The organism is Micromonospora antibiotica, from assembly GCF_017599305.1.
Lineage (GTDB): Bacteria > Actinomycetota > Actinomycetes > Mycobacteriales > Micromonosporaceae > Micromonospora > Micromonospora antibiotica.
In genome coordinates this window covers 1-18537 of record NZ_JAGFWR010000002.1, presented here as the reverse complement: position 1 = coordinate 18537, position 18537 = coordinate 1, and the positions used below count along the sequence as shown (strand labels likewise).

Genomic DNA, 18537 nt, shown 5'->3' with positions numbered 1-18537 from the left:
GTCAGTGGCCGCGGGTCAGCCACTCCTGCAGGTGGGGGGCCTCCGCGCCGATGGTGGTGTCGTCGCCGTGCCCGGTGTGCACCACCGTGTCCGCCGGCAGGGTGAGCAGGCGGGTCCGGATCGACTCCACGATCGTGGCGAAGTCGCTGTACGACCGCCCGGTGGCCCCCGGACCACCGGCGAAGAGGGTGTCGCCGGTGAAGACCGCGCCGAGCGACGGGGCGTGGAAGCTGCACGCCCCGGGGCTGTGCCCGGGGGTGTGCAGCACCCGCAGCACCGTGTCCCCGACGGTGATCTCCTGACCGTCGGACAACTCCCCGTCCGGGGCTAGCCCGGGGTGCACCAGATCCCACAGCACCCGGTCGTCGGGGTGCAGCAGGATCGGCGCACCGGTGACCTTGGCCAGTTCGGGGGCGACCCGGACGTGGTCGTCGTGGGCGTGGGTGGCGAGGATCGCCACCACCCGGCGGTCACCGACGGCCCGGCGGATCGCGGCCACGTCGTGCGGGGCGTCGAGCACCACGCACTCGGTGTCGTCGCCGACGACCCAGACGTTGTTGTCGACGTCGAAGGTCTGCCCGTCGAGGGAGAACGTGCCGGAGGTGACGGCGTGGTCGACCCGGGCGGTCACGGGAACACCACCACCGAACGCAGCACGTCCCCGTCGTGCATCCGGTGGAACGCCTCCTCCACCTGGTCCAGGGCGATCTCCTCGGTGACGAAGGCGTCGAGGTCGAGCCGACCCTGCAGATAGAGCTGGGTGAGCAGCGGGAAGTCCCGGCTGGGCAGGCAGTCGCCGTACCAGCTGGACTTGAGCGCGCCGCCCCGGCCGAAGACGTCCAGCAGCGGCAGGTCCACGGTCATCTCCGGGGTGGGCACCCCGACCAGGACGACGGTGCCGGCGAGGTCCCGGGCGTAGAACGCCTGCTTCCAGGTCTCCGGCCGCCCCACCGCGTCGATCACCACGTCCGCGCCGAACCCACCGGTGGCGGCCCGGATCGCCTCGACGGCGTCCTCGGCGGAGGCGTCGACGGTGTGGGTGGCGCCGAACCTGCGCGCCCAGTCGAGTTTGCGACCGTCGGTGTCCACCGCGACGATCGTGGTCGCGCCGGCCAGGACGGCACCGGCGACCGCCGCGTCGCCGACCCCGCCGCAGCCGATGACGGCCACCGAGTCACCCCGGGTGACCTGCCCGGTGTTCATCGCCGCGCCGAGGCCGGCCATGACACCGCAGCCGAGCAGCCCGACGGCGGCGGGCCGGGCCGCCGGGTCGACCTTGGTGCACTGGCCGGCGTGGACCAGCGTCTTCTCCGCGAAGGAGCCGATGCCCAGCGCCGGGGTCAGTTCGGTGCCGTCGGTGAGGGTCATCTTCTGGGCGGCGTTGTGGGTGTCGAAGCAGTACCACGGCCGGCCACGGCGGCAGGCCCGACACACCCCGCACACCGCCCGCCAGTTGAGCACCACGAAGTCGCCGGGGGCGACGTCGGTCACCCCGGCGCCCACCTGCTCCACCACCCCGGCCGCCTCGTGGCCGAGCAGGAAGGGGTAGTCGTCGTTGATGCCACCCTCGCGGTAGTGCAGGTCGGTGTGGCAGACCCCGCAGGACTGCACCCGTACCACCGCCTCGCCGGGCCCCGGGTCGGGCACCACGATGGTGGTGACCTCGACCGGAGCGCCCTTGCTCCGTGAAATGACGCCCCGGACTTCCTGGCTCACGTTGTGTCCTCCCTGCTTGCCGGCACGACGGCCGGGTGGGGTCCCGCTCACCGCCGAACCTACCGCGATCATGCCGCCCGCCCCACCGGTCCGCCGGACCCACCATCCGCCGGCCCGTCACCCTCCGCCGTCGGGCCCCTCCCCCGGGGGTACGCGCACCGCGGCACCGGGCTCGGCCGCAGGTTCCTCCGGCCGGGCGGCGTGCCGGCGGCGGGCCGCGTTGCGGTACCGCAGCACCTGCACCGCGCCCAGCACCCACAGCAGGTACTGCACGGCGAACGCCCACCGGAACGCCGTCAGCGGTGGGGCGGCCGCACCCGCCGGGGTGGTCAGGTCCAGCACCACCCCGATCGCCAGCACCAGCACGATCGAGGCGACGAATCCGCCGACGTTGACGATGCCGGTGGCACTGCCGATGCGGTGCACCGGGTTGGCCGTGCGCGCGTAGTCGAAGCCGACCACCGCGCCGGGGCCGCCCAGGGCCAACACCAGCACCAGGATCACCAGCAGCCAGTACGGCGACCGGCCGGGCCAGGCCAGCACCGCCGCCCATACCCCGGCGCTGGCCCCGGCGATGACGAAGATCAACACCGAGCGGTGGAACGGGTGCCGGGCGCACAGGTAGGCGACCAGCGGCCCGGCGAGCAGCGCCCCGACCGTCATCAGGGTGAGCAGGGACGCGGCGACGGTCGGCGGCAGGCCCTGCCCCTGCACCAGGAACGGGTAGCCCCACAGCAGCGCGAAGACCGCACCGGAGAACTGGGCGACGAAGTGCGACCACAGGCCCAGCCGGGTGCCCGGTTCGGCCCACGCGGCGGCCAACTCCCGGCGCACGGTGGACAGGGCGGGGGTGGCGGCGACGCCCGGCCCGACGTGCGGGCCGTCCCGGACGACCACCAGCACCAGCACCACCGCCGTCGCCCCGAGCCCGGCGGCGACCAGGAACGCCGGGGTCCAACCGGCCAGGTGCAGCAACGCCACCAGTGGCACCGCGGCGAGGATCGCCCCGACCTGGCCGAAGGTGCCGGTGAGCTGCACCAGCAGCGGGTTGCGTCGACCCGGGAACCAGAACGCGACGATCCGCAGCACGCTGATGAAGGTCATCGCGTCACCGAGGCCCACCAGCACCCGCCCGCCGACCGCCAACCGGACGTCGGTGGCGACGGCGAAGCAGAGCTGACCGGTGACCATCAGCGCGCCACCGGCCAGCAGCAGCCGACGTGAGCCGTACCGGTCCAGGAGCACCCCGACCGGGATCTGCATGGCGGCGTACACGGCGAGCTGGGCGACCGAGAACACCGCCAGGGCGGAGGCGTTGATGTCGAAGCGGTGGGTGGCCTCCACCCCGGTCACCCCGAGGGAGCTGCGGTGGAACACCGCCGCCAGGTAGGCGGTGACGGCCACCGCCCAGACCGCGGTGGCCCGACGACCGGCGGGGCCGGCGGGGACGCTCACCGGCACGCCGAGCCGGTACCCGCCCGCGTCACCCCGACCGGCCGCCGGTCGACCCGCGCGGCGGACACCCGTGCCGGCGTACGGCGTTTCGTCATGCCGCAATGGTGCGTCGCCCGGGGCCCGGTCGCCCCCGGCGGGTGCACCGCCGGTGGTCCGCGCCACTACCGGCACCGGGTGGCCCGTACCCCGCCGGCACCCGGTCGCCCGCGCCGGCACCGACCGGCGGGCTGCGGGGGTGCACCACCCGGGCAGGATCACCCGACCGATCGACCCCGCCACGCGGGGTGATCGGCTGACTGGGCACAATCGACACATGTCTCCCCGCCGGTGGTTGCTCGCCGATCAACTCGGGCCGCACTTCCTGGACGACGACCGGCAACCGGTGCTGCTGATCGAGGTCAGCGAGTTGTTCCGGCGTCGGCGGCTGCACCGGCAGAAGGCGCACCTGATCCTCAGCGCCCTACGCCACCGCGCCGCCGAACTGGGCGACCGGGCGCTGCTGGTGCGCGCCGGCACCTTCCGGGAGGCCCTGGCGTCGGTCGACGGCCCGGTCGAGGTCTGCCACCCCAGCACCCGGGCCACCCACGACTTCGTCAGGTCCGTCCCGGGACTGACCGTGCTTCCACCCCGCGGCTTCGTCACCGACCGGGCCGACTTCGCCCACTGGGCCGACCAGCCCCGACGGGGACCGCTCCGGATGATCGACTTCTACCGGCACGCGACCCGACGGCACGGGGTGCTCACCGGCCCCGGACCGACCGCACACGGACCCACCCCCGGCGGGCGGGCCCTGGACGTACCGCCCGCACCACCGATCGTCGAGGACGACATCGACGCCGAGGTACGGGCCGACCTGGACCGGTGGGAACGCGACGGGGTGCGGTTCGTCGGCCGGGACGCCCCCCGCGCGCACCCGGCCAGCCACGCCGAGGCCGACCAGCGCCTGGAGCACTTCCTGCGGTACCGGCTGCCCGACTTCGGCCGCTACGGCGACGTGATGAGCGCCGAGGACCCGGTGCTGGCCCACGGGATGCTCTCCGCCTCGTTCAACCTCGGGCTACTCGACCCGGCGGTGGCGGTGACCCGGGCGGAGGCCGCCTGGCGGGCCGGCGACGCCCCACTGGACTCGGTGGAGGCGTTCCTGCGCGGTCTTCTCGGCTGGCGCGAGTTCCTCTGGCAGCTCTACTGGCACGTCGAGCCGGCCCGGCCGGACACCGGCCGGTTGGCCGCGACCGAACCGCTGCCACCGTGGTTCCTCGACCTCGACGCCGACGCGGTGGAGGCACGCTGCCTCGCCGACGTGCTCGCCGGAGTCCGGGACCGAGGCTGGGCACACCAGGCCCAACGGCTCTTGGTGCTGGGCAACCACGCGTTGCAACGCGGGTGGCGCCCCGCCGAACTGGCCGACTGGTTCCAACGCTGCTTCGTCGACGGCGTCGACTGGGCGATGAACACCACCGTGATCGGCCTGAGCCAGTACGCCGACCTGCCCCGGGTCGACACCCGCCCCTACGCCGTGGACGGCCGGTACATCGACGAGATCAGTGACTACTGCACCGGCTGCCGCTACCAGCCGGACCGGGAACTCGGCGATCTCGCCTGCCCGTACACCGGGGGGTTCGCGGCGTTTCTGCACCACAACCGGGAGAAGCTGGTGGCCGACCCCCGGCTGGCCGCGGAGCTTGCCGCCCGGGACGACCCGCAGCACCGGGAGGCGGTGCTGGCGCAGGAGGAGAAACGGGGCAGCAACCCGCCCTGACCTGCGGTGCCGGGACGCGGGGCCCTCACGCCACCTCACCGGCGGGCAGGTCGGTCGGGACCGGGGCCGCCGACCGGGGAGACAGGGCGGAACGCCCCGCCGCACCACCGGCGAGGCGGATACCGGCGGTGAGCAGCCGACCGTACGAGCCGGGCAGGACCCGGCCCAGCAGATCGGGCAACTTCGCCGACCAGCCGATCAGCACCCGGCCGCGACGCCGTTCGACGCCGTCGAGGATCACCTCGGCGGCCCGCTCGGGCGCGATGGACAGCAACCTCTCGAACTGCCGCAGCGTGGCCGCGAACTCCTCGCGGGCCACCCCGCTGCCGACCCGGGCGTTACGGGCGATCCGGGTGGCGATGCCGCCGGGATGCACCGACGTCACCCCGATGCCGTCCTCGGCCAACTCGTGCCGCAGCGCCTCGGTGAACCCGCGCAGCGCGAACTTGCTGGCCGCATAGGCGGTCTGCCCGGCCGGCGCGATCAGGCCGAACAGGCTGGAGACGTTGACCAGGTGCGCGCCCGGCTCGGCCTTCAACGCCGGCAGCAGAGCATGGGTGAGCTGCACCGGAGCCCGGAAGTTGATGTCGACGACCCAGTGGAACTCGTCCATGGTGACCTGGTCGAACCGGCCACCGAGGGCCACCCCGGCGTTGTTGACGAGCAACCGGATCCGGGGATGCCGGGCCTGGATCTCCTCGGCCACCCGGGCGGTGGCGCACAGGTCGGCCACGTCGACCACGTGGGTGTCGACCCGTCGACGTGGGTGGGTGGCACGGATCGCGGCGGCCACCGCGTCGAGCCGGTCGACGTCCCGGTCGAGCAGGACCAGGTCGCTGCCGCGCCGGGCCAACCCGTGGGCGAGCGCCTCACCGATTCCGCTGGCGGCACCGGTGACCACGGCGGTCCCGGCCGGGAAAACGAAGCTACGCACGCGGCCTCCTCGCTGCGAAACAGGAACGGATTGCAGTGTGGTCGACGGTGGGTCGACTCAACCGACCGGGGTGTCGGCGGCCGCCCGGGAGAACCGCACCCCCTCGTCGACGAGCCGGCCGTGCTTCATCAGCAGGACGTCCCGGACGTAGTTCTGGTGCAGCCGCCACGGCGTCCGGGGACCCTGCTTGGGTAGACCGTCCACACTGCGCAGCACGTACCCCGACCGCAGGTCGATGATCGGTGACAACGGCCCGTCGGTGGGCGCGACGGGGGTGACGACCTGCTGGCCGGTGGCGTCCAGGTGCCGCAGCAACCGGCAGACGTAGGTGGCGACCAGGTCGGCCTTCAACGTCCAGGAGGCGTTGGTGTAACCGATGGTCAACGCGAAGTTCGGCACCCCGGAGAGCATCATCCCCTTGTACGCCACCGTCGCGCCGAGGTCGACGTCGACACCGTCCACGGTGAGGGCCATCCCGCCGAGGGCCAACAGTTGCAGGCCGGTGGCGGTGACCACGACGTCGGCGGGCAGTTCGACGCCGGAGCCGAGCCGGACGCCGCCGGGGGTGAACGTGTCGACGGTGTCGGTGACCACCGACGCCCGCCCCGACGCCACGGCCGCGAACAGGTCCCCGTCCGGTGCCACGCAGAGCCGCTGGTCCCACGGGTCGTAGCGGGGCGAGAAGTGCCGGTCCACGTCGTAGCCGGCCGGCAGCCGCCCCCGGGCCGCCCGCAGCAGGAACGCCCGCACCGCCTTCGGGGCCCGCCGGCTGACCTGGTAGTTGACGGTGCCGAGCAGCACGTTCTTACCCCGCACCAGCGGGTACGCCAGCCGGGCGGGCAGCCCGCGGCGCAGCACGTCGGCCACCCGGTCCCGGGTCGGCAACGCGATCACGTACGTGGGGGAACGCTGGAGCATGGTCACGTGCCCGGCCCGCCGCGCCAACGCCGGCACCAGGGTCACCGCCGTGGCACCGCTGCCGATCACCACCACCCGCCGGCCGGTGTGGTCGAGGTCCCCCGGCCAGTGCTGCGGGTGCACCAGACGGCCCGCGTACCGCTCGACACCCGGAAAGTCCGGTGTGTAGCCGGCGTCGTACCGGTAGTAACCGGTGCAGGTGAACAGGAAGTCACAGGTCAGCACCACCTCCTCGGCGGTGTCGTCGCGTCGGGCGTGGACCGTCCACCGGGCGGTGCCGCTGTCCCACCCGGCGCGGACCACCCGGTGGCGGAACCGGATGTGCTCGTCGACGCCGTACCGCCGGGCGGTGTCGCGTACGTAGCGGCGGATGGAGTCGCCGTCGGCGATGGCCTTCGGGTCGGTCCACGGCTGGAACGAGTAGCCGAGGGTGAACATGTCCGAGTCGGAACGGATGCCCGGATAGCGGAACAGGTCCCAGGTGCCGCCGATCGCGTCGCGCGCCTCGAACACCGCGTACGTCTTGTCGGGGCAGTCGCGTCGCAGGTGACAGGCGGCACCGACCCCGGACAACCCCGCACCGACGATGAGCACGTCGACGTGCTCGGTGGCCATCGCACCTCCCGGGTCCCGAGGCGGTGACCGGACCATATCCCACCCGGTCGCCGCCCCGTCGCCGTCCGGCGGACAATGATGGGGGCCGCAGCCGGCCCACGGGGATCTCCGGCCCGACCGGCCGGCAGCAGCGTCGAGACGGGGAGAACGGACGGCATGTCGGAAACCACCGGGCTACGGGCCGACTGCACCCGGTGCGTCGGGCTGTGCTGCGTCGCGCCCGCCTTCACCGCCTCCGCCGATTTCGCCCACGACAAGCCCGCCGGCCGGCCCTGCCCCCGACTGGGCGCCGACTCCCGGTGCGGCATCCACGACGAGCTGCGGGAACGCGGCTACCCCGGCTGCGTCGTGTTCGACTGCTTCGGTGCCGGCCAGCGGGTCAGCCAGGTCACCTACCCGGGGCGGGACTGGCGCGACGACCCGACCACCGCCGCCGGCATGTTCGCCGCGTTCGCCGTGGCGCGGCCGCTGCACGAACTGCTCTGGTACCTCACCGAAGCAATGGCGCTCACCCCGCACGGCCCGCTGCGTGACCAGCTGCGCGCCGCCCGGGACACCACCGACACCCTGGCCGCCGGCACCCCCGGGGAGCTGGCCTCGGTCGACGTGGACGCCCACCGGGGCCGGGTGAACCCGCTGCTCGCGGCCGCCAGCGAGGCCGCCCGCGCCGGCACCGGCGGGGCCGACCGGCGGGGCGCGATGCTGCTCGGCGCGAACCTGCGCGGTGCGGACCTGACCGGGGCGAACCTGCGGGGCGCATGCCTGGTCGGCGCGGACCTGCGGGGAGCGGACCTGCGCCGGGCCGACGTCACCGGCGTCGACCTGCGCGGGGCGGACCTGCGCGGGGCGGACCTGTCCAGCACCCTCTTCCTACACCAGTCGCAGCTGGAAGCGGCCCGGGGTGACCGGCACACCGCGCTGCCCGCCCGGCTGCGCCACCCCGGGCACTGGACCGGGCTGACCCTCACCCCGACCCGCCGCCTGGGCGCCCCCGGCCGCGGACGCCGCCCCCGCCGCTGACATCCCAGCCCGCTGGTGGGCCCAGCCGGGTGGTGGGCCCAGCCGGGTGGTGGTGGACCCAGGGCCGGTGGTCGGCCCCGTGCTCCACGGGCCGCACCGAGCGCGGCGGCGACCCTGCCGGTGGGCCCCGTGCTCCACGGGCCGCACCGAGCGCGGCGGCGACCCTGCCGGTGGGCGCGGTGCTCGACGGGCCGCACCGCCGCACGGCGGGTCGGGTTTGCCCGGCGGTGTGGCGGGCAGGTAGGTCGGCATGACGGACGAACGACACACCGACCGGGCCGACACCGACGAGCCGGACGGCGTACCGGCGTACGAGGCGTCGCTGCGCCCGCCGGGCGAGTCGCTGGGCAGCGGCGGCGACACCGGCGACGACTTCGCCGACCTGCCCGCCGAGGAACACCTGTCGGCCCGGGAGACCAGCCGCGCGGGGTACGACGTCGGTGCGGTCTCCGGCGCGGGCGACCCCGCCGAGGAGGAAGCCGCCAACCCCGCCACCGAGTGACCCGACCCACCGCCTGCCACCGACCCGGGCCGGCGGCCGGCGGGACCGGTCGCGGGCTCGACGGCCCACCGGGAAGGCGGCAGCCGGGGCGGCGCTCAGCGGGAGGTGCCCACCGCCGACCGCGCTTCGGTCATGCCCCGGTTGGCCAACGCGTCCGCGCGTTCGTTCTCCGGGTGGCCGTTGTGCCCCTTCACCCAGTGCCAACTCACCTCGTGCCGGGCGCAGGCCGCCTCCAGCCGCTGCCACAGGTCGGCGTTCTTCACCGGCTGCTTCGCCGCGGTCCGCCAGCCGTTACGCTTCCACGACGCCAACCACCCGGTGATGCCGTTACGGACGTAGGTGCTGTCGGTGTGCAACCGCACTACGCAGGGCCGGGTCAGCGTCTCCAACGCCTCGATCGCAGCGGTCAACTCCATTCGGTTGTTGGTGGTCGGGGTGGCCTCGCCACCGCACAGCTCCCGCTCGTGCCCGCCGAAACGCAGCAGCACACCCCAACCGCCCGGCCCGGGGTTGCCGCTGCACGCCCCGTCGGTCCAGATCTCCACGACCCTGCCGGCCGCCGCGTCCACCATGCCACCGAACCTACCGCTCCGGTCCACCGGCGACCGTCGTCACGCCCTCAGCGCCGGGTCAACCGGGCGCGCAACCGACCGGCCGCGTCACCGAACACCGCCGAGGTCATCGGCAGCAGCGGACTGGACCGCATCACCGCCAGATCCTCCGCCGGCGTGGTCGCCCCGTCGAGGAAACGCAGCACCCGCGACGCCGGGTTCCGGTCGAAGAGCCGGTCGAAGAACTCCGGACCACCGACCGCACCGGAATCCCACGCCCGCAACGCCACCGCGTCCATCCACCGGTGCCGCCCCGGGTACGCCGGCCGGGGCACCGGCGGCCGACCGGCGGCGAGCGCGGCGGCGACCTGCCCGGCCTGCCGGTGCATCGCCGAGAAGGTGAACCCGGTCGACGGGCGGGTCGCCCCACCGGCGGTGCCCAACCGCACCACCCGGGGCGACGGCCGCCGGTCGAACGGCGCATCCGTCATCGGGATCACCCCGTCCTCGACCTCCCGCACCGTCAACGCCGCCAGGTCCAGACCCAACAGCCCGGCATACCCGCGCAGCCCCGCGTCGTAGCCCGCGTCGGAGAGCACCGCCGGGGAGAACTCGGTGTACTCCACCAGCGCGTACCGGTCACTGACCGGCAGCACGTAGCCGAAGGAGACACCCCGTCGCGGCTGCGGGGTACGGAAGTCCATCAGCACCGCCCGCCCCGGATCGAACACCGGCGTCGACGACTCCAACCACCAGCCCCGGAAGTGCTGCAACCAGGCCGTCCGGCCGGGCCGACGCGGTGGACGGGGACGCGAGTCGAGCACCCAGCCGGCCCGCAGCACCGCCCGCCCGTCGGTGTCGCGCACCGACACCGCCGAGCCGTCGTCGTCGAGCACCCCCACCGCCGCGTCGTACCGGACCGCACCGAGCCGCTGCTCCGCCTCGGTGGCCCGCTCGTACACCGGCGCGGAGCGCAACATCGCGTACCGCAACGGGGTCAGGTCCAACACCCGGGCGACGGCCGGGGTGGTCACCTCCACCCGCGACCAGCTGGCGCTGAGCATCGGCTCCAGGTCGCCCCCCGGGGTGCCCCAGAACGCCCAGGTGCGGTCCTGACCACGCTTGCGCACCGGGTCCACCACGGCGACCCGCAGCCCCGGCAGCACGTGCCGGGCCAGCGCCGCGAGGACCAGCGATCCGGCCCCGCCGCCACCGACGACGGCCAGGTCGACTTCGGCCGGTACGCGCACACCCACCCGGCCACGCTGTCACACCACCACCGACCGGCGGCACGGACCCCACCCACCACGCGTACCCGCCCCCGCCCACACCGGGCCGCCCACCGGTGGCGGCACGCCGCCGGCCGCGTACCCGGGTAGCGTGCCGCCCCATGAGCCCGTCCGCCAACGCCCTCACCGCCCGCTGGGCCGCCCGACTGGACGACCGGCAGACCGTCCTGTCCGGCGCCGGGGTGTACCCGCTGCTCGCCCTGCTCGCCCGGTACGCCACCGGCCCGGCCCGCGACGAACTGCACGCCGTCGCCCCCACCCCGGCCACCCCCGTCGACTCCCCCACCACCCGGCTGGCAACCGGCTTCTGGTCCCGCGCCGGACTGCCTCTGGGCCGGCGGTGGCGCACCGAACTGGACAACACGACCCGGGGTGAGCTGACCGGCGACCCGACGGTCGACCAGCCGCGACTCGACCAGTGGGTGCGGGAGCAGACCGACGACCTGATCGACCGGCTGCCGATCCAGGTCCGACCGGGCACCGCCCTGGTGCTGGCGAACGCGCTGACCGTGCTGGTCGACTGGGCCACCCCGTTCCGGCCGGCCCACTGCCAGCCGACGACCGGGCCGTGGCAGGGCCGCCCGCTGGCCGGACTGCACCGCGCCGGCGGCGACCCGGCCGCGCTGCGGGTCGCCGACACCCCCGCCGGCCCGATCAGCCTGCTCACCGTCACCGGGGACGCCGACGTCGACGTGCTGCTCGCCCTCGGCCCGGCCGGACAACCGGCCGCCCGGGTGCTCCCCGCCGCGCTCGCCGCCCTCGACCACCCCGCGACCCTGCCCGCACCGGCCGGACCGGGCGTCACCGAGGACACCGTCGAGGGGTACGACGACCGACCGGAACTGCTGGTGCGTACCGTCGGGTTCACCGTCACCGGCGACCACGACCTGCTCGACCACGCCGACCTGTTCGGCCTGGTCGCCGCCGGACGCGACGGCGACCACTTCCCCGACATCAGCCCCCAGTTGTCGGTCTCCGACGCCCGGCAGAGCGCCCGGGCCGAGTTCACCGCCACCGGATTCCGCGCCGCAGCCGTCACCGCCATCGGCATGCGGGCCGGCTCCGCGCCACCCCGTGCCACCGTCCGTCGACGACGGATCCGCCTCGACGTCGACCGCCCGTTCGGTTTCCTCGCCGTGCACCGCCCCACCGGTCTGGTGCTGATCGCCGGCTGGGTGACCGACCCCACGGGGGCCTGAACCGGCCGGTCACCGGCGACGCGTAGGTTCGGTGCGACCGGACGACCAGCGCCGACGATCGGGGAACCCAGCATGACGGACAGCACGCGCCAGCCACTGCGGGTCGGGCTGCTCGGCTACGGCGTCGCCGGCCGGTTCTTCCACGCCCCGCTGATCGCCGCCACCCCCGGCCTGCGGCTGAGCGCCGTCGTCACCGCCGACCCGCAACGCCGGGAGCAACTGGCCGCCGAGCACCCCGACGCCCGGGTCGTCGACGACGCCGGGACGCTGTGGGCCGACCCGGACGCCCTCGACCTCGTCGTGGTGGCCACCCCGAACGCCTCCCACGTGTCCCACGCCCGCGCGGCGGTCGCCGCCGGGCTGCCGGTGGTGGTGGACAAGCCGCTCGCCGCCACCGCCGACGACGCCCGCGCACTGGTCGACGAGGCACACCACCGGGGCGTCCCGCTGACCGTGTTCCAGAACCGCCGGTGGGACGGCGACTTCCGCACCGTACGACGGCTGGTCGAGGACGGCGCGCTGGGCCGGGTGACCCGCTTCGAGTCCCGCTTCGAACGCTGGCGACCGCAGATCAGGGCCGGCTGGCGGGAAGGCGGCAGCCCGGCCGACGCCGGTGGCGTCCTCTACGACCTCGGCGCCCACCTCGTCGACCAGGCCGTACAGCTGTTCGGGCCGGTCGGCACCGTCTACGCCGAGGTGGACCGGCGGCGACCCGGCGCACAGGTCGACGACGACGCGTTCGTGGCGCTCACCCACGTCGGCGGGGTCCGCTCCCACCTGTGGATGAGCGCCGTCACCGCCCAACTCGGCCCCCGGCTGCGGGTCCTCGGCGACCGGGCCGGATACACCTGCCACGGGCTCGACGGGCAGGAGGACGCGCTGCGCCACGGCGGCCGACCCGGCACCCCCGGCTGGGGCGAGGTCACCCCCGACCGGTACGGCCTGCTCGGCGCGGGCGACGACCTCCGGCCGGTGCCCACCGAACCGGGCTACTACCAGGACTTCTACGCCCAGGTCGAGGCGGCGCTGCGCGGTGGCGGGCCGCTGCCGGTGGACCCCCGCGACGCGGTACGCACGGTCGAGCTGATCGAGCTGGCGCACCGCTCGGCCGCCGAACGGACGGTGCTACCCGTCCCCGCCTGACGTGACGGGCTGCCGGGGTGCCGTGCCCGCGTAGGCGGCGACGACGGCGGACCGGTCGAACACCCGCCAGGTCGCCGCGGACACGGCAACGGCCACCACGAACCCCGCCCAGTAGGGCGCGGTCAACCCGAACGTGCCGGCCACCACCCCGCCGAGCAGCGCGCCCGCGCAGTTGCCGCCGGCCGCGATGAACAGCGTCGTCGCACCGACCCGGCCACGCAGCTCCGACGGGGTCAGCCGCTGCCGCAGCGAGTGGAACACGATCCCCCACAGGGCGCCGTGCACGCCGAACGCGAACAGCGCGAACCCGACCAGCCAGGCGCTGGTCGAGGCGGCCAGCGCCAGGTGCAGCCCCGCCTCGACCAGCAGCCCGACCCGCACCGTCCAGGTCGGGGTGACCCGGGCGATGAGCCGGTCACCGACCACCGCGCCGAGCAGCCCACCGACCGACATGCTGGTGAACAGCAGGCCGTAACCGACGGAGTCCAGACCGAGCCGCTGCGTCGCGAGCAGCACCAGCACCGCCATCGCGGCCGTCAGGGTGAGGTTGAGCAGGCCGATCAGCACGGCCATCGCACGCAGCAGCCGCTGGCCGAGCAGGAACCGGAAGCCCGCCCCGATCTCCGCGCGCACCGACCGGGCCGCCGACGGGACCGCCTCCCCACCGCCCCGGTACGACCCGGCGATCAGCGCGACGAGCACCGCGCTGAGCGCGTACGTGCCGGCGTTGACCAGGAACGGGAGGCTCTCGGCGAGCACGAACAGGAACCCGCCGAGCGGGCCCGCCAACATCCCCTGGGCCAGCGTGGTGCCGCCGCCGAGCCAGCCGTTGGCCCGTTCCAGCCGGGACGTCGGCACCAGCGTGGGGAGCATCGCCTGACTGGCCGACCGGAACACGATCTCGCCGGTGTTCACCACGAACAGCACGGCGTACAGCAGTGGTATGCCGGCCCGCCCCGCCAGCATCGCCGCGCCCAGCGACACCAGGGCGACCACCCGGACCCAGTCGATGACCACCATCAACCGCCGCCGGTCCAGCCGGTCGGCCAGCACCCCGCCGGGCAGGGCGAAGAGCAGCCAGGGCAACCAGGCCGCCCCGGCGGCAGCGGCGACCACCAGCGGGTCGTCGCTGCGGGCGGCCGCGTACAGCGGGGCCGCCACCGTGGCCATGCCACTGCCCAGCGCCGACAGCGTGCTCGCCGCCCAGAGCCGGCCGAACCGGGCGTCCAGGCCCTTCCCCGTCACGGTCCGGCAACCTACCAGCCAGGTCGGACACCCACCGTCGTCCACCGGCTCGGGGCGGTCGGCCACCGAATTGCCGTTGAGCGGACCACCGGCATCTGCCACCGTCAGCCGGTGACTGACAACGACGACCCGGGCCCCGGTCGGCCCGGCACCGACTACCGCACCCTCAACCGGGCCAGCTGGGACGACCGGGCCGCCGCCCACGCCGCCTCCCCGGACTACGCCGTGGACCGGTTCGCCGCCGACCCGGCGTACCTCAGCGAGGTGGTCCGGTTCGACCTGCCCCGCCTCGGTGACGTGGCCGGGCTGCGCGGCGTGCACCTGCAGTGCCACATCGGCACCGACACCGTGTCGTTGCACCGGCTCGGCGCGCGGATGACCGGCCTGGACTTCTCCGGCGCCTCGCTGGCCCAGGCGCGGGCGCTGGCCGAGCGCACCGGCGCGGCCGTCGACTTCGTCCAGGCCGACGTCTACGACGCGCCCGACGTGCTCGGCGTCGGCGGTTTCGACCTGGTCTACACGGGCGTCGGCGCGTTGTGCTGGCTGCCGGACATCAGGCGTTGGGCCAGGGTGGTCGCCGCATTGCTGCGGCCGGGCGGGCGGCTGTTCCTGCGCGAGGGGCACCCGATGCTGTGGGCCCTGGACGAGACCCGCCCGGACGGCCTGCTGGTGGTCGACCACCCGTACTTCGAGCGCACCGAGCCGGTGGTGTGGGACGAGGGCGGCACCTATGTGAGCACCGAGGCGACCTTCACCCACAACACCACCCACGAGTGGAACCACGGGCTCGGCGAGGTGGTCACCGCCCTGCTCGACGCCGGGCTGGAGCTGACCATGCTGTGCGAGCACGACAGCGCCCCCTGGGACGCGCTGCCGGGGCGGCAGGTCCGCGACGGGCACGGCGAGTGGCGGCTGACCGAACGCCCGTGGCGACTCCCCCAGACGTACACCCTCCAGGCCCGTCGCCGCTGACCTTTCGCCGGGCCGTGTCCCGCCAGCCGCCTCCTGTTTCGGGAGGCGGCTGGCGGTTTGTCGGGGTGGGTGCGGTCTATGCCGCGCGCGGCGGTTCACAACCACTAGGGCATCCTAGGAGGCTGGGTTGTGGTCGGGGCGGGGTGTCCGCACTGTCCCGGCATTTCCGCCACTCGGCGGCGCGGGGGGAAAACACGTGACGGCAACGAAGATTTCTCATTTACCCCGTTACGGGGGGTCAACCCTCCTAGTGTTGGCCACACCGGTGAGTTACGGAGTTGGCCACCCGAACGACGTCCCACGCAGACAGCGGACGAAAAGTGAGGGAAGACGCGTATGAAGGCACAGAAGGTTCTCGTAACGACGGCGCTCGGCGTGGGACTCGGCACGCTCCTGCTCCCGACGGCAGCGCTCGCGGACACCACGGTGTCACCGGCCAGCACCCCGGTCGGCGGAACGGTCGTGCTCACCGCGACGACCTGCAACCCGAAGTCCGGTGACGTGCTCTTCCACGTCACCGGCCCGGACCGGGACCAGAACGTCCGCTCCACCACCGCCGCCGCCGGCGGTGGGCTGAGCGCCGAACTCTTCACCGCCGGTTTCACCCTGGGCACCTACACCGTCGCCGCCACCTGCGGTGACGGCAGCGCCGCCGGCAGCGCCACCTTCGCCGTCACACCGATCGGCGGGGCACCCGCCGGCGGTGGCGGCAGCACCGGCAACACCGGCCTGCTGGCCGCCGGTGGCGCGCTCGCCGGGGCCGCCGCGCTCGGCACCACCGTGCTGCTGCGCCGCCGACGCCGGGCGGCGGCCACCGTCGGCTGACGGCCGGCGGCCACCCCGGCGCGACCGACGCCGGGTCGCCTGACGGCGAGCCACACACCATCCCTGGGACGGGTGCCCGCACCGGCGCGAACCGGCGCGGGCACCCCGACCACGTCGGACGTCGGGGAGGACGGGCGATGGGCGTACGCGAATGGACGGTCCGGACCCGCACCGCCGTCACGGCGGTCACGGTCAGCGGTGCCGCCGGGATCGCCCTGCTCGCCGCCGGACTGACCATCGGACCGGTCGGGCCCCCCCAGCCGAGCATCGACGTCAGCGGCGGCAACAGCAGCCGCTCCCCGATCCCGGCCCTGCCCCGCTCGACGCCGGTCCGCATCGACATCGCCGCCATCGGCGTCCACGCCGACCTGGTGCCGGTGGCGGGCGATCCGAACGGCACCCTGGAGGTGCCCCCACTGGACAGTCCCGCCGTCGCCGGCTGGTACCGGCCGGGGGCCAGCCCCGGCGAGGCGGGCAACGCCGTCGTCGTCGGGCACGTCGACACCCGGGACGGGCCGGCGGTCTTCTTCGACCTCGGGCGGCTGCGCCCCGGCGACACCGTCCGGGTGACCCGCGCCGACGGGCGGACCGTCACCTTCGCCGTCGACGGGGTCGGGACGTACCCGAAGCGGAACTTCCCCACCGCGCTGGTCTACGGGCCGGGCGGACCTGGACCGGCGTTGCGCCTGGTCACCTGCGGGGGGCGGTTCGACGAACGGTCCCGCGACTACTCCGACAACATCGTCGTACGGGCCACCGCCGTCGGCTGACCGCCGCCCGGCCCCACCCCTGTCGCGCCGGCCTACTACGGTGGGCCGGCGGACGGGCGGCGAGGCGGAGGTACCCGGGTGGAGCGGCGAGCGCTGACGACCCTGTTCGGTCCCCGACTGCACACCCTGGTCGGCCGGCTACGCCGACAGGCCGGGGAGCCCGCCACCGGCACCACCCGACGGGTCAACCCCGATGCCGTCGTCGACTGCGCGGTCTATGTCAACGGCCGCCGGGAGACCGGCCGGCTGCACTACGCCGACGCGTACGCCCGGGCCCGGCGCAGCCGCAACACGTTCGTCTGGTTGGGACTGCACGACCCGGGCGCGGCGGTGCTCGCCGCCGTCGGGCAGGTCTTCGGTCTCGACGAGCTGACCGTCGCACAGGCCCTCGCCGACGGGCACCGGCCCACCGTGCAACGACACGGCCCGGTCACCCTGCTGGTGCTGCGCACCGCCGCCTACGTCGCCCAGGGCGAGCTGACCGCGACCTCCGAGGTGGTGGACACCGGTGACGTGATGGTGCTGCTCGGCGACCGGTTCGTGGTCACCGTCCGGCACGGCGCCTCCGGCGCCCTCGCGCCGGTCCGCCAGGCGATCCAGGGCCGCCCGTCGCTGCTCGCCGAGGGCCCGTGGGCGGTGGCGTACGCGGTGACCGCCCGGATGGTCGACCTCTACCTGGAGGTCGCCGCCCACCTCGAGCAGGACCTGGAACGGGTCGAGGAGAGCGTCTTCGCCCCGGAGCACAACGCCGACATCCAGCAGATCTACCAGCTCAAACGGGAGTTGGTGGAGTTCAAGCGGGCGGTGCTGCCGCTCCAGGAGCCGTTGCGCGCCCTGGTCTCCGGCCCGGACGGCGGCCCGCCTGCGGGGCTGCGCCGCTGGTACGTCGACGTGGAGGGCCGGCTCACCCGGGCCGTCGACCGGATCACCTCCTACGACGAGCTGCTCAACTCGATCCTGCAGTCCCGGCTCACCCAGCTCGCGGTGGACCAGAACAACGACATGCGCAAGATCGCGGCGTGGGCGGCGATCGCCGCCACCCAGACCGCCGTGGCCGGCGTCTACGGGATGAACTTCGCGCGGATGCCCGAGCTGTCCTGGCGGTACGGCTACCCGGCCGCGTTGGCGCTGATGGCGACGGCGGCATTCACCCTGCACCGGATGTTCCGCCGATCCGGCTGGCTCTAGATCCCGCCGGCCGCGTCGACAGCCGGTCGCCGGCAGCCCGGCACGGCACGCCCGGCTGGGACCGATGAGGGGGGCCGGGCACCCGCCGTCGTGCCTGTCCGGCACCCGGCCGGGCGATCGCGTCGTGCCGGTAGCGCAGGTTTCCGTGCGGGATGACGGGTTCGCCCTGCGCGGGTCGGGCGGCGGCGGTCACCGGGCGGCGGATGGTGTCGGGTGGGTGCTTACGCCGGTGGAGGTGGGTTCGGGCGTGGTGTCCGGTTCCGTGGCGGCACGGTGGTCCGGTGGTCGGCGGGCCGTCCCCGGTGGGTGCGGTGTCCCGTGGCCGGGGCCACCCGCACGGCGGAATCGCCGCCGGGGCCGAGGCGTTGTACCTGGCATACCACCGCCACTCCCCCACCCGAGGGGGACGGCCCCGGAACCCCGATCGCGGAATGCG

At 74.5% G+C, this 18537-nt stretch carries 17 protein-coding genes; 9 read left to right on the top strand and 8 right to left on the bottom strand.

Annotated features, from left to right (window positions below; translation table 11 throughout):
• Nucleotide 1 precedes the first annotated feature (1 nt).
• The 3 genes from JQN83_RS05030 to JQN83_RS05020 form a co-directional block, all read right to left on the bottom strand.
• A complete protein-coding gene (locus tag JQN83_RS05030) occupies nucleotides 2–631 on the bottom strand; it encodes an MBL fold metallo-hydrolase (protein WP_208565880.1) in 630 nt (209 codons plus the stop codon).
• The gene (locus JQN83_RS05025; RefSeq protein WP_208565879.1) at nucleotides 628–1716 is read right to left on the bottom strand and encodes an S-(hydroxymethyl)mycothiol dehydrogenase; all 1089 of its coding nucleotides are present in this window, start codon (nucleotides 1714–1716) and stop codon (nucleotides 628–630) included. The genes JQN83_RS05030 and JQN83_RS05025 overlap by 4 nt, the downstream gene beginning before the upstream one ends.
• Nucleotides 1717–1833: 117 nt before the next feature.
• The gene (locus JQN83_RS05020; RefSeq protein ID WP_307799017.1) at nucleotides 1834–3177 is read right to left on the bottom strand and encodes an MFS transporter; all 1344 of its coding nucleotides are present in this window, start codon (nucleotides 3175–3177) and stop codon (nucleotides 1834–1836) included.
• 307 nt (nucleotides 3178–3484) lie between these two features.
• Between JQN83_RS05020 and JQN83_RS05015 the strand changes: the two genes are divergently transcribed.
• Nucleotides 3485–4930, top strand: coding sequence for a cryptochrome/photolyase family protein (locus JQN83_RS05015; protein WP_208565877.1), 1446 nt, complete (start codon nucleotides 3485–3487; stop codon nucleotides 4928–4930).
• Nucleotides 4931–4955: 25 nt separating this feature from the next.
• Here the strand turns inward: JQN83_RS05015 and JQN83_RS05010 are convergent, their stop codons facing one another.
• Both JQN83_RS05010 and JQN83_RS05005 read right to left on the bottom strand, forming a co-directional pair.
• Nucleotides 4956–5864, bottom strand: a complete 909-nt coding sequence (locus JQN83_RS05010; protein WP_208565876.1) for an SDR family NAD(P)-dependent oxidoreductase — start codon at nucleotides 5862–5864, stop codon at nucleotides 4956–4958.
• Between the two features lie 57 nt (nucleotides 5865–5921).
• On the bottom strand, nucleotides 5922–7397 hold the full coding sequence (locus JQN83_RS05005) for a flavin-containing monooxygenase (RefSeq protein ID WP_208565875.1): 1476 nt from the start codon (nucleotides 7395–7397) through the stop codon (nucleotides 5922–5924).
• A gap of 156 nt (nucleotides 7398–7553) precedes the next feature.
• On the opposite strand from JQN83_RS05005, the gene JQN83_RS05000 reads away from it, so the two are divergent.
• The gene (locus JQN83_RS05000) at nucleotides 7554–8417 is read left to right on the top strand and encodes a pentapeptide repeat-containing protein (protein WP_208565874.1); all 864 of its coding nucleotides are present in this window, start codon (nucleotides 7554–7556) and stop codon (nucleotides 8415–8417) included.
• A gap of 250 nt (nucleotides 8418–8667) precedes the next feature.
• Complete coding sequence (locus JQN83_RS04995) at nucleotides 8668–8919, top strand: hypothetical protein (RefSeq protein WP_208565873.1); 252 nt, start codon at nucleotides 8668–8670, stop codon at nucleotides 8917–8919.
• Between the two features lie 95 nt (nucleotides 8920–9014).
• Here the strand turns inward: JQN83_RS04995 and rnhA are convergent, their stop codons facing one another.
• Entirely contained in the window at nucleotides 9015–9491 is a 477-nt protein-coding gene (gene rnhA, locus JQN83_RS04990; RefSeq protein WP_208565872.1) for a ribonuclease HI, read from the bottom strand.
• A gap of 47 nt (nucleotides 9492–9538) precedes the next feature.
• Nucleotides 9539–10726, bottom strand: coding sequence for a lycopene cyclase family protein (locus JQN83_RS04985; protein WP_208565871.1), 1188 nt, complete (start codon nucleotides 10724–10726; stop codon nucleotides 9539–9541).
• A 134-nt stretch (nucleotides 10727–10860) separates the two neighbouring features.
• Between JQN83_RS04985 and JQN83_RS04980 the strand changes: the two genes are divergently transcribed.
• Nucleotides 10861–11958, top strand: coding sequence for a serpin family protein (locus JQN83_RS04980; protein WP_208565870.1), 1098 nt, complete (start codon nucleotides 10861–10863; stop codon nucleotides 11956–11958).
• A 72-nt stretch (nucleotides 11959–12030) separates the two neighbouring features.
• On the top strand, nucleotides 12031–13101 hold the full coding sequence (locus JQN83_RS04975; protein WP_208565869.1) for a Gfo/Idh/MocA family oxidoreductase: 1071 nt from the start codon (nucleotides 12031–12033) through the stop codon (nucleotides 13099–13101).
• Here JQN83_RS04975 and JQN83_RS04970 read toward each other — a convergent pair.
• Complete coding sequence (locus JQN83_RS04970) at nucleotides 13084–14346, bottom strand: MFS transporter (protein WP_208565868.1); 1263 nt, start codon at nucleotides 14344–14346, stop codon at nucleotides 13084–13086. The two genes, JQN83_RS04975 and JQN83_RS04970, sit on opposite strands and share 18 nt — an antisense overlap.
• Before the next feature lie 111 nt (nucleotides 14347–14457).
• Between JQN83_RS04970 and JQN83_RS04965 the strand changes: the two genes are divergently transcribed.
• From JQN83_RS04965 to JQN83_RS04950, 4 genes are all read left to right on the top strand, one after another.
• Complete coding sequence (locus tag JQN83_RS04965; protein ID WP_208565867.1) at nucleotides 14458–15318, top strand: class I SAM-dependent methyltransferase; 861 nt, start codon at nucleotides 14458–14460, stop codon at nucleotides 15316–15318.
• Nucleotides 15319–15654: 336 nt separating this feature from the next.
• On the top strand, nucleotides 15655–16143 hold the full coding sequence (locus JQN83_RS04960; RefSeq protein WP_208565866.1) for a hypothetical protein: 489 nt from the start codon (nucleotides 15655–15657) through the stop codon (nucleotides 16141–16143).
• A 137-nt stretch (nucleotides 16144–16280) separates the two neighbouring features.
• Nucleotides 16281–16913, top strand: a complete 633-nt coding sequence (locus tag JQN83_RS04955; RefSeq protein WP_208565865.1) for a class F sortase — start codon at nucleotides 16281–16283, stop codon at nucleotides 16911–16913.
• A 78-nt stretch (nucleotides 16914–16991) separates the two neighbouring features.
• Nucleotides 16992–18101 carry a magnesium and cobalt transport protein CorA gene (locus JQN83_RS04950; protein WP_307799016.1) on the top strand — a complete coding sequence of 370 codons (1110 nt, stop codon included), beginning with the start codon at nucleotides 16992–16994 and terminating at the stop codon, nucleotides 18099–18101.
• The last annotated feature ends 436 nt before the right edge of the window (nucleotides 18102–18537 follow it).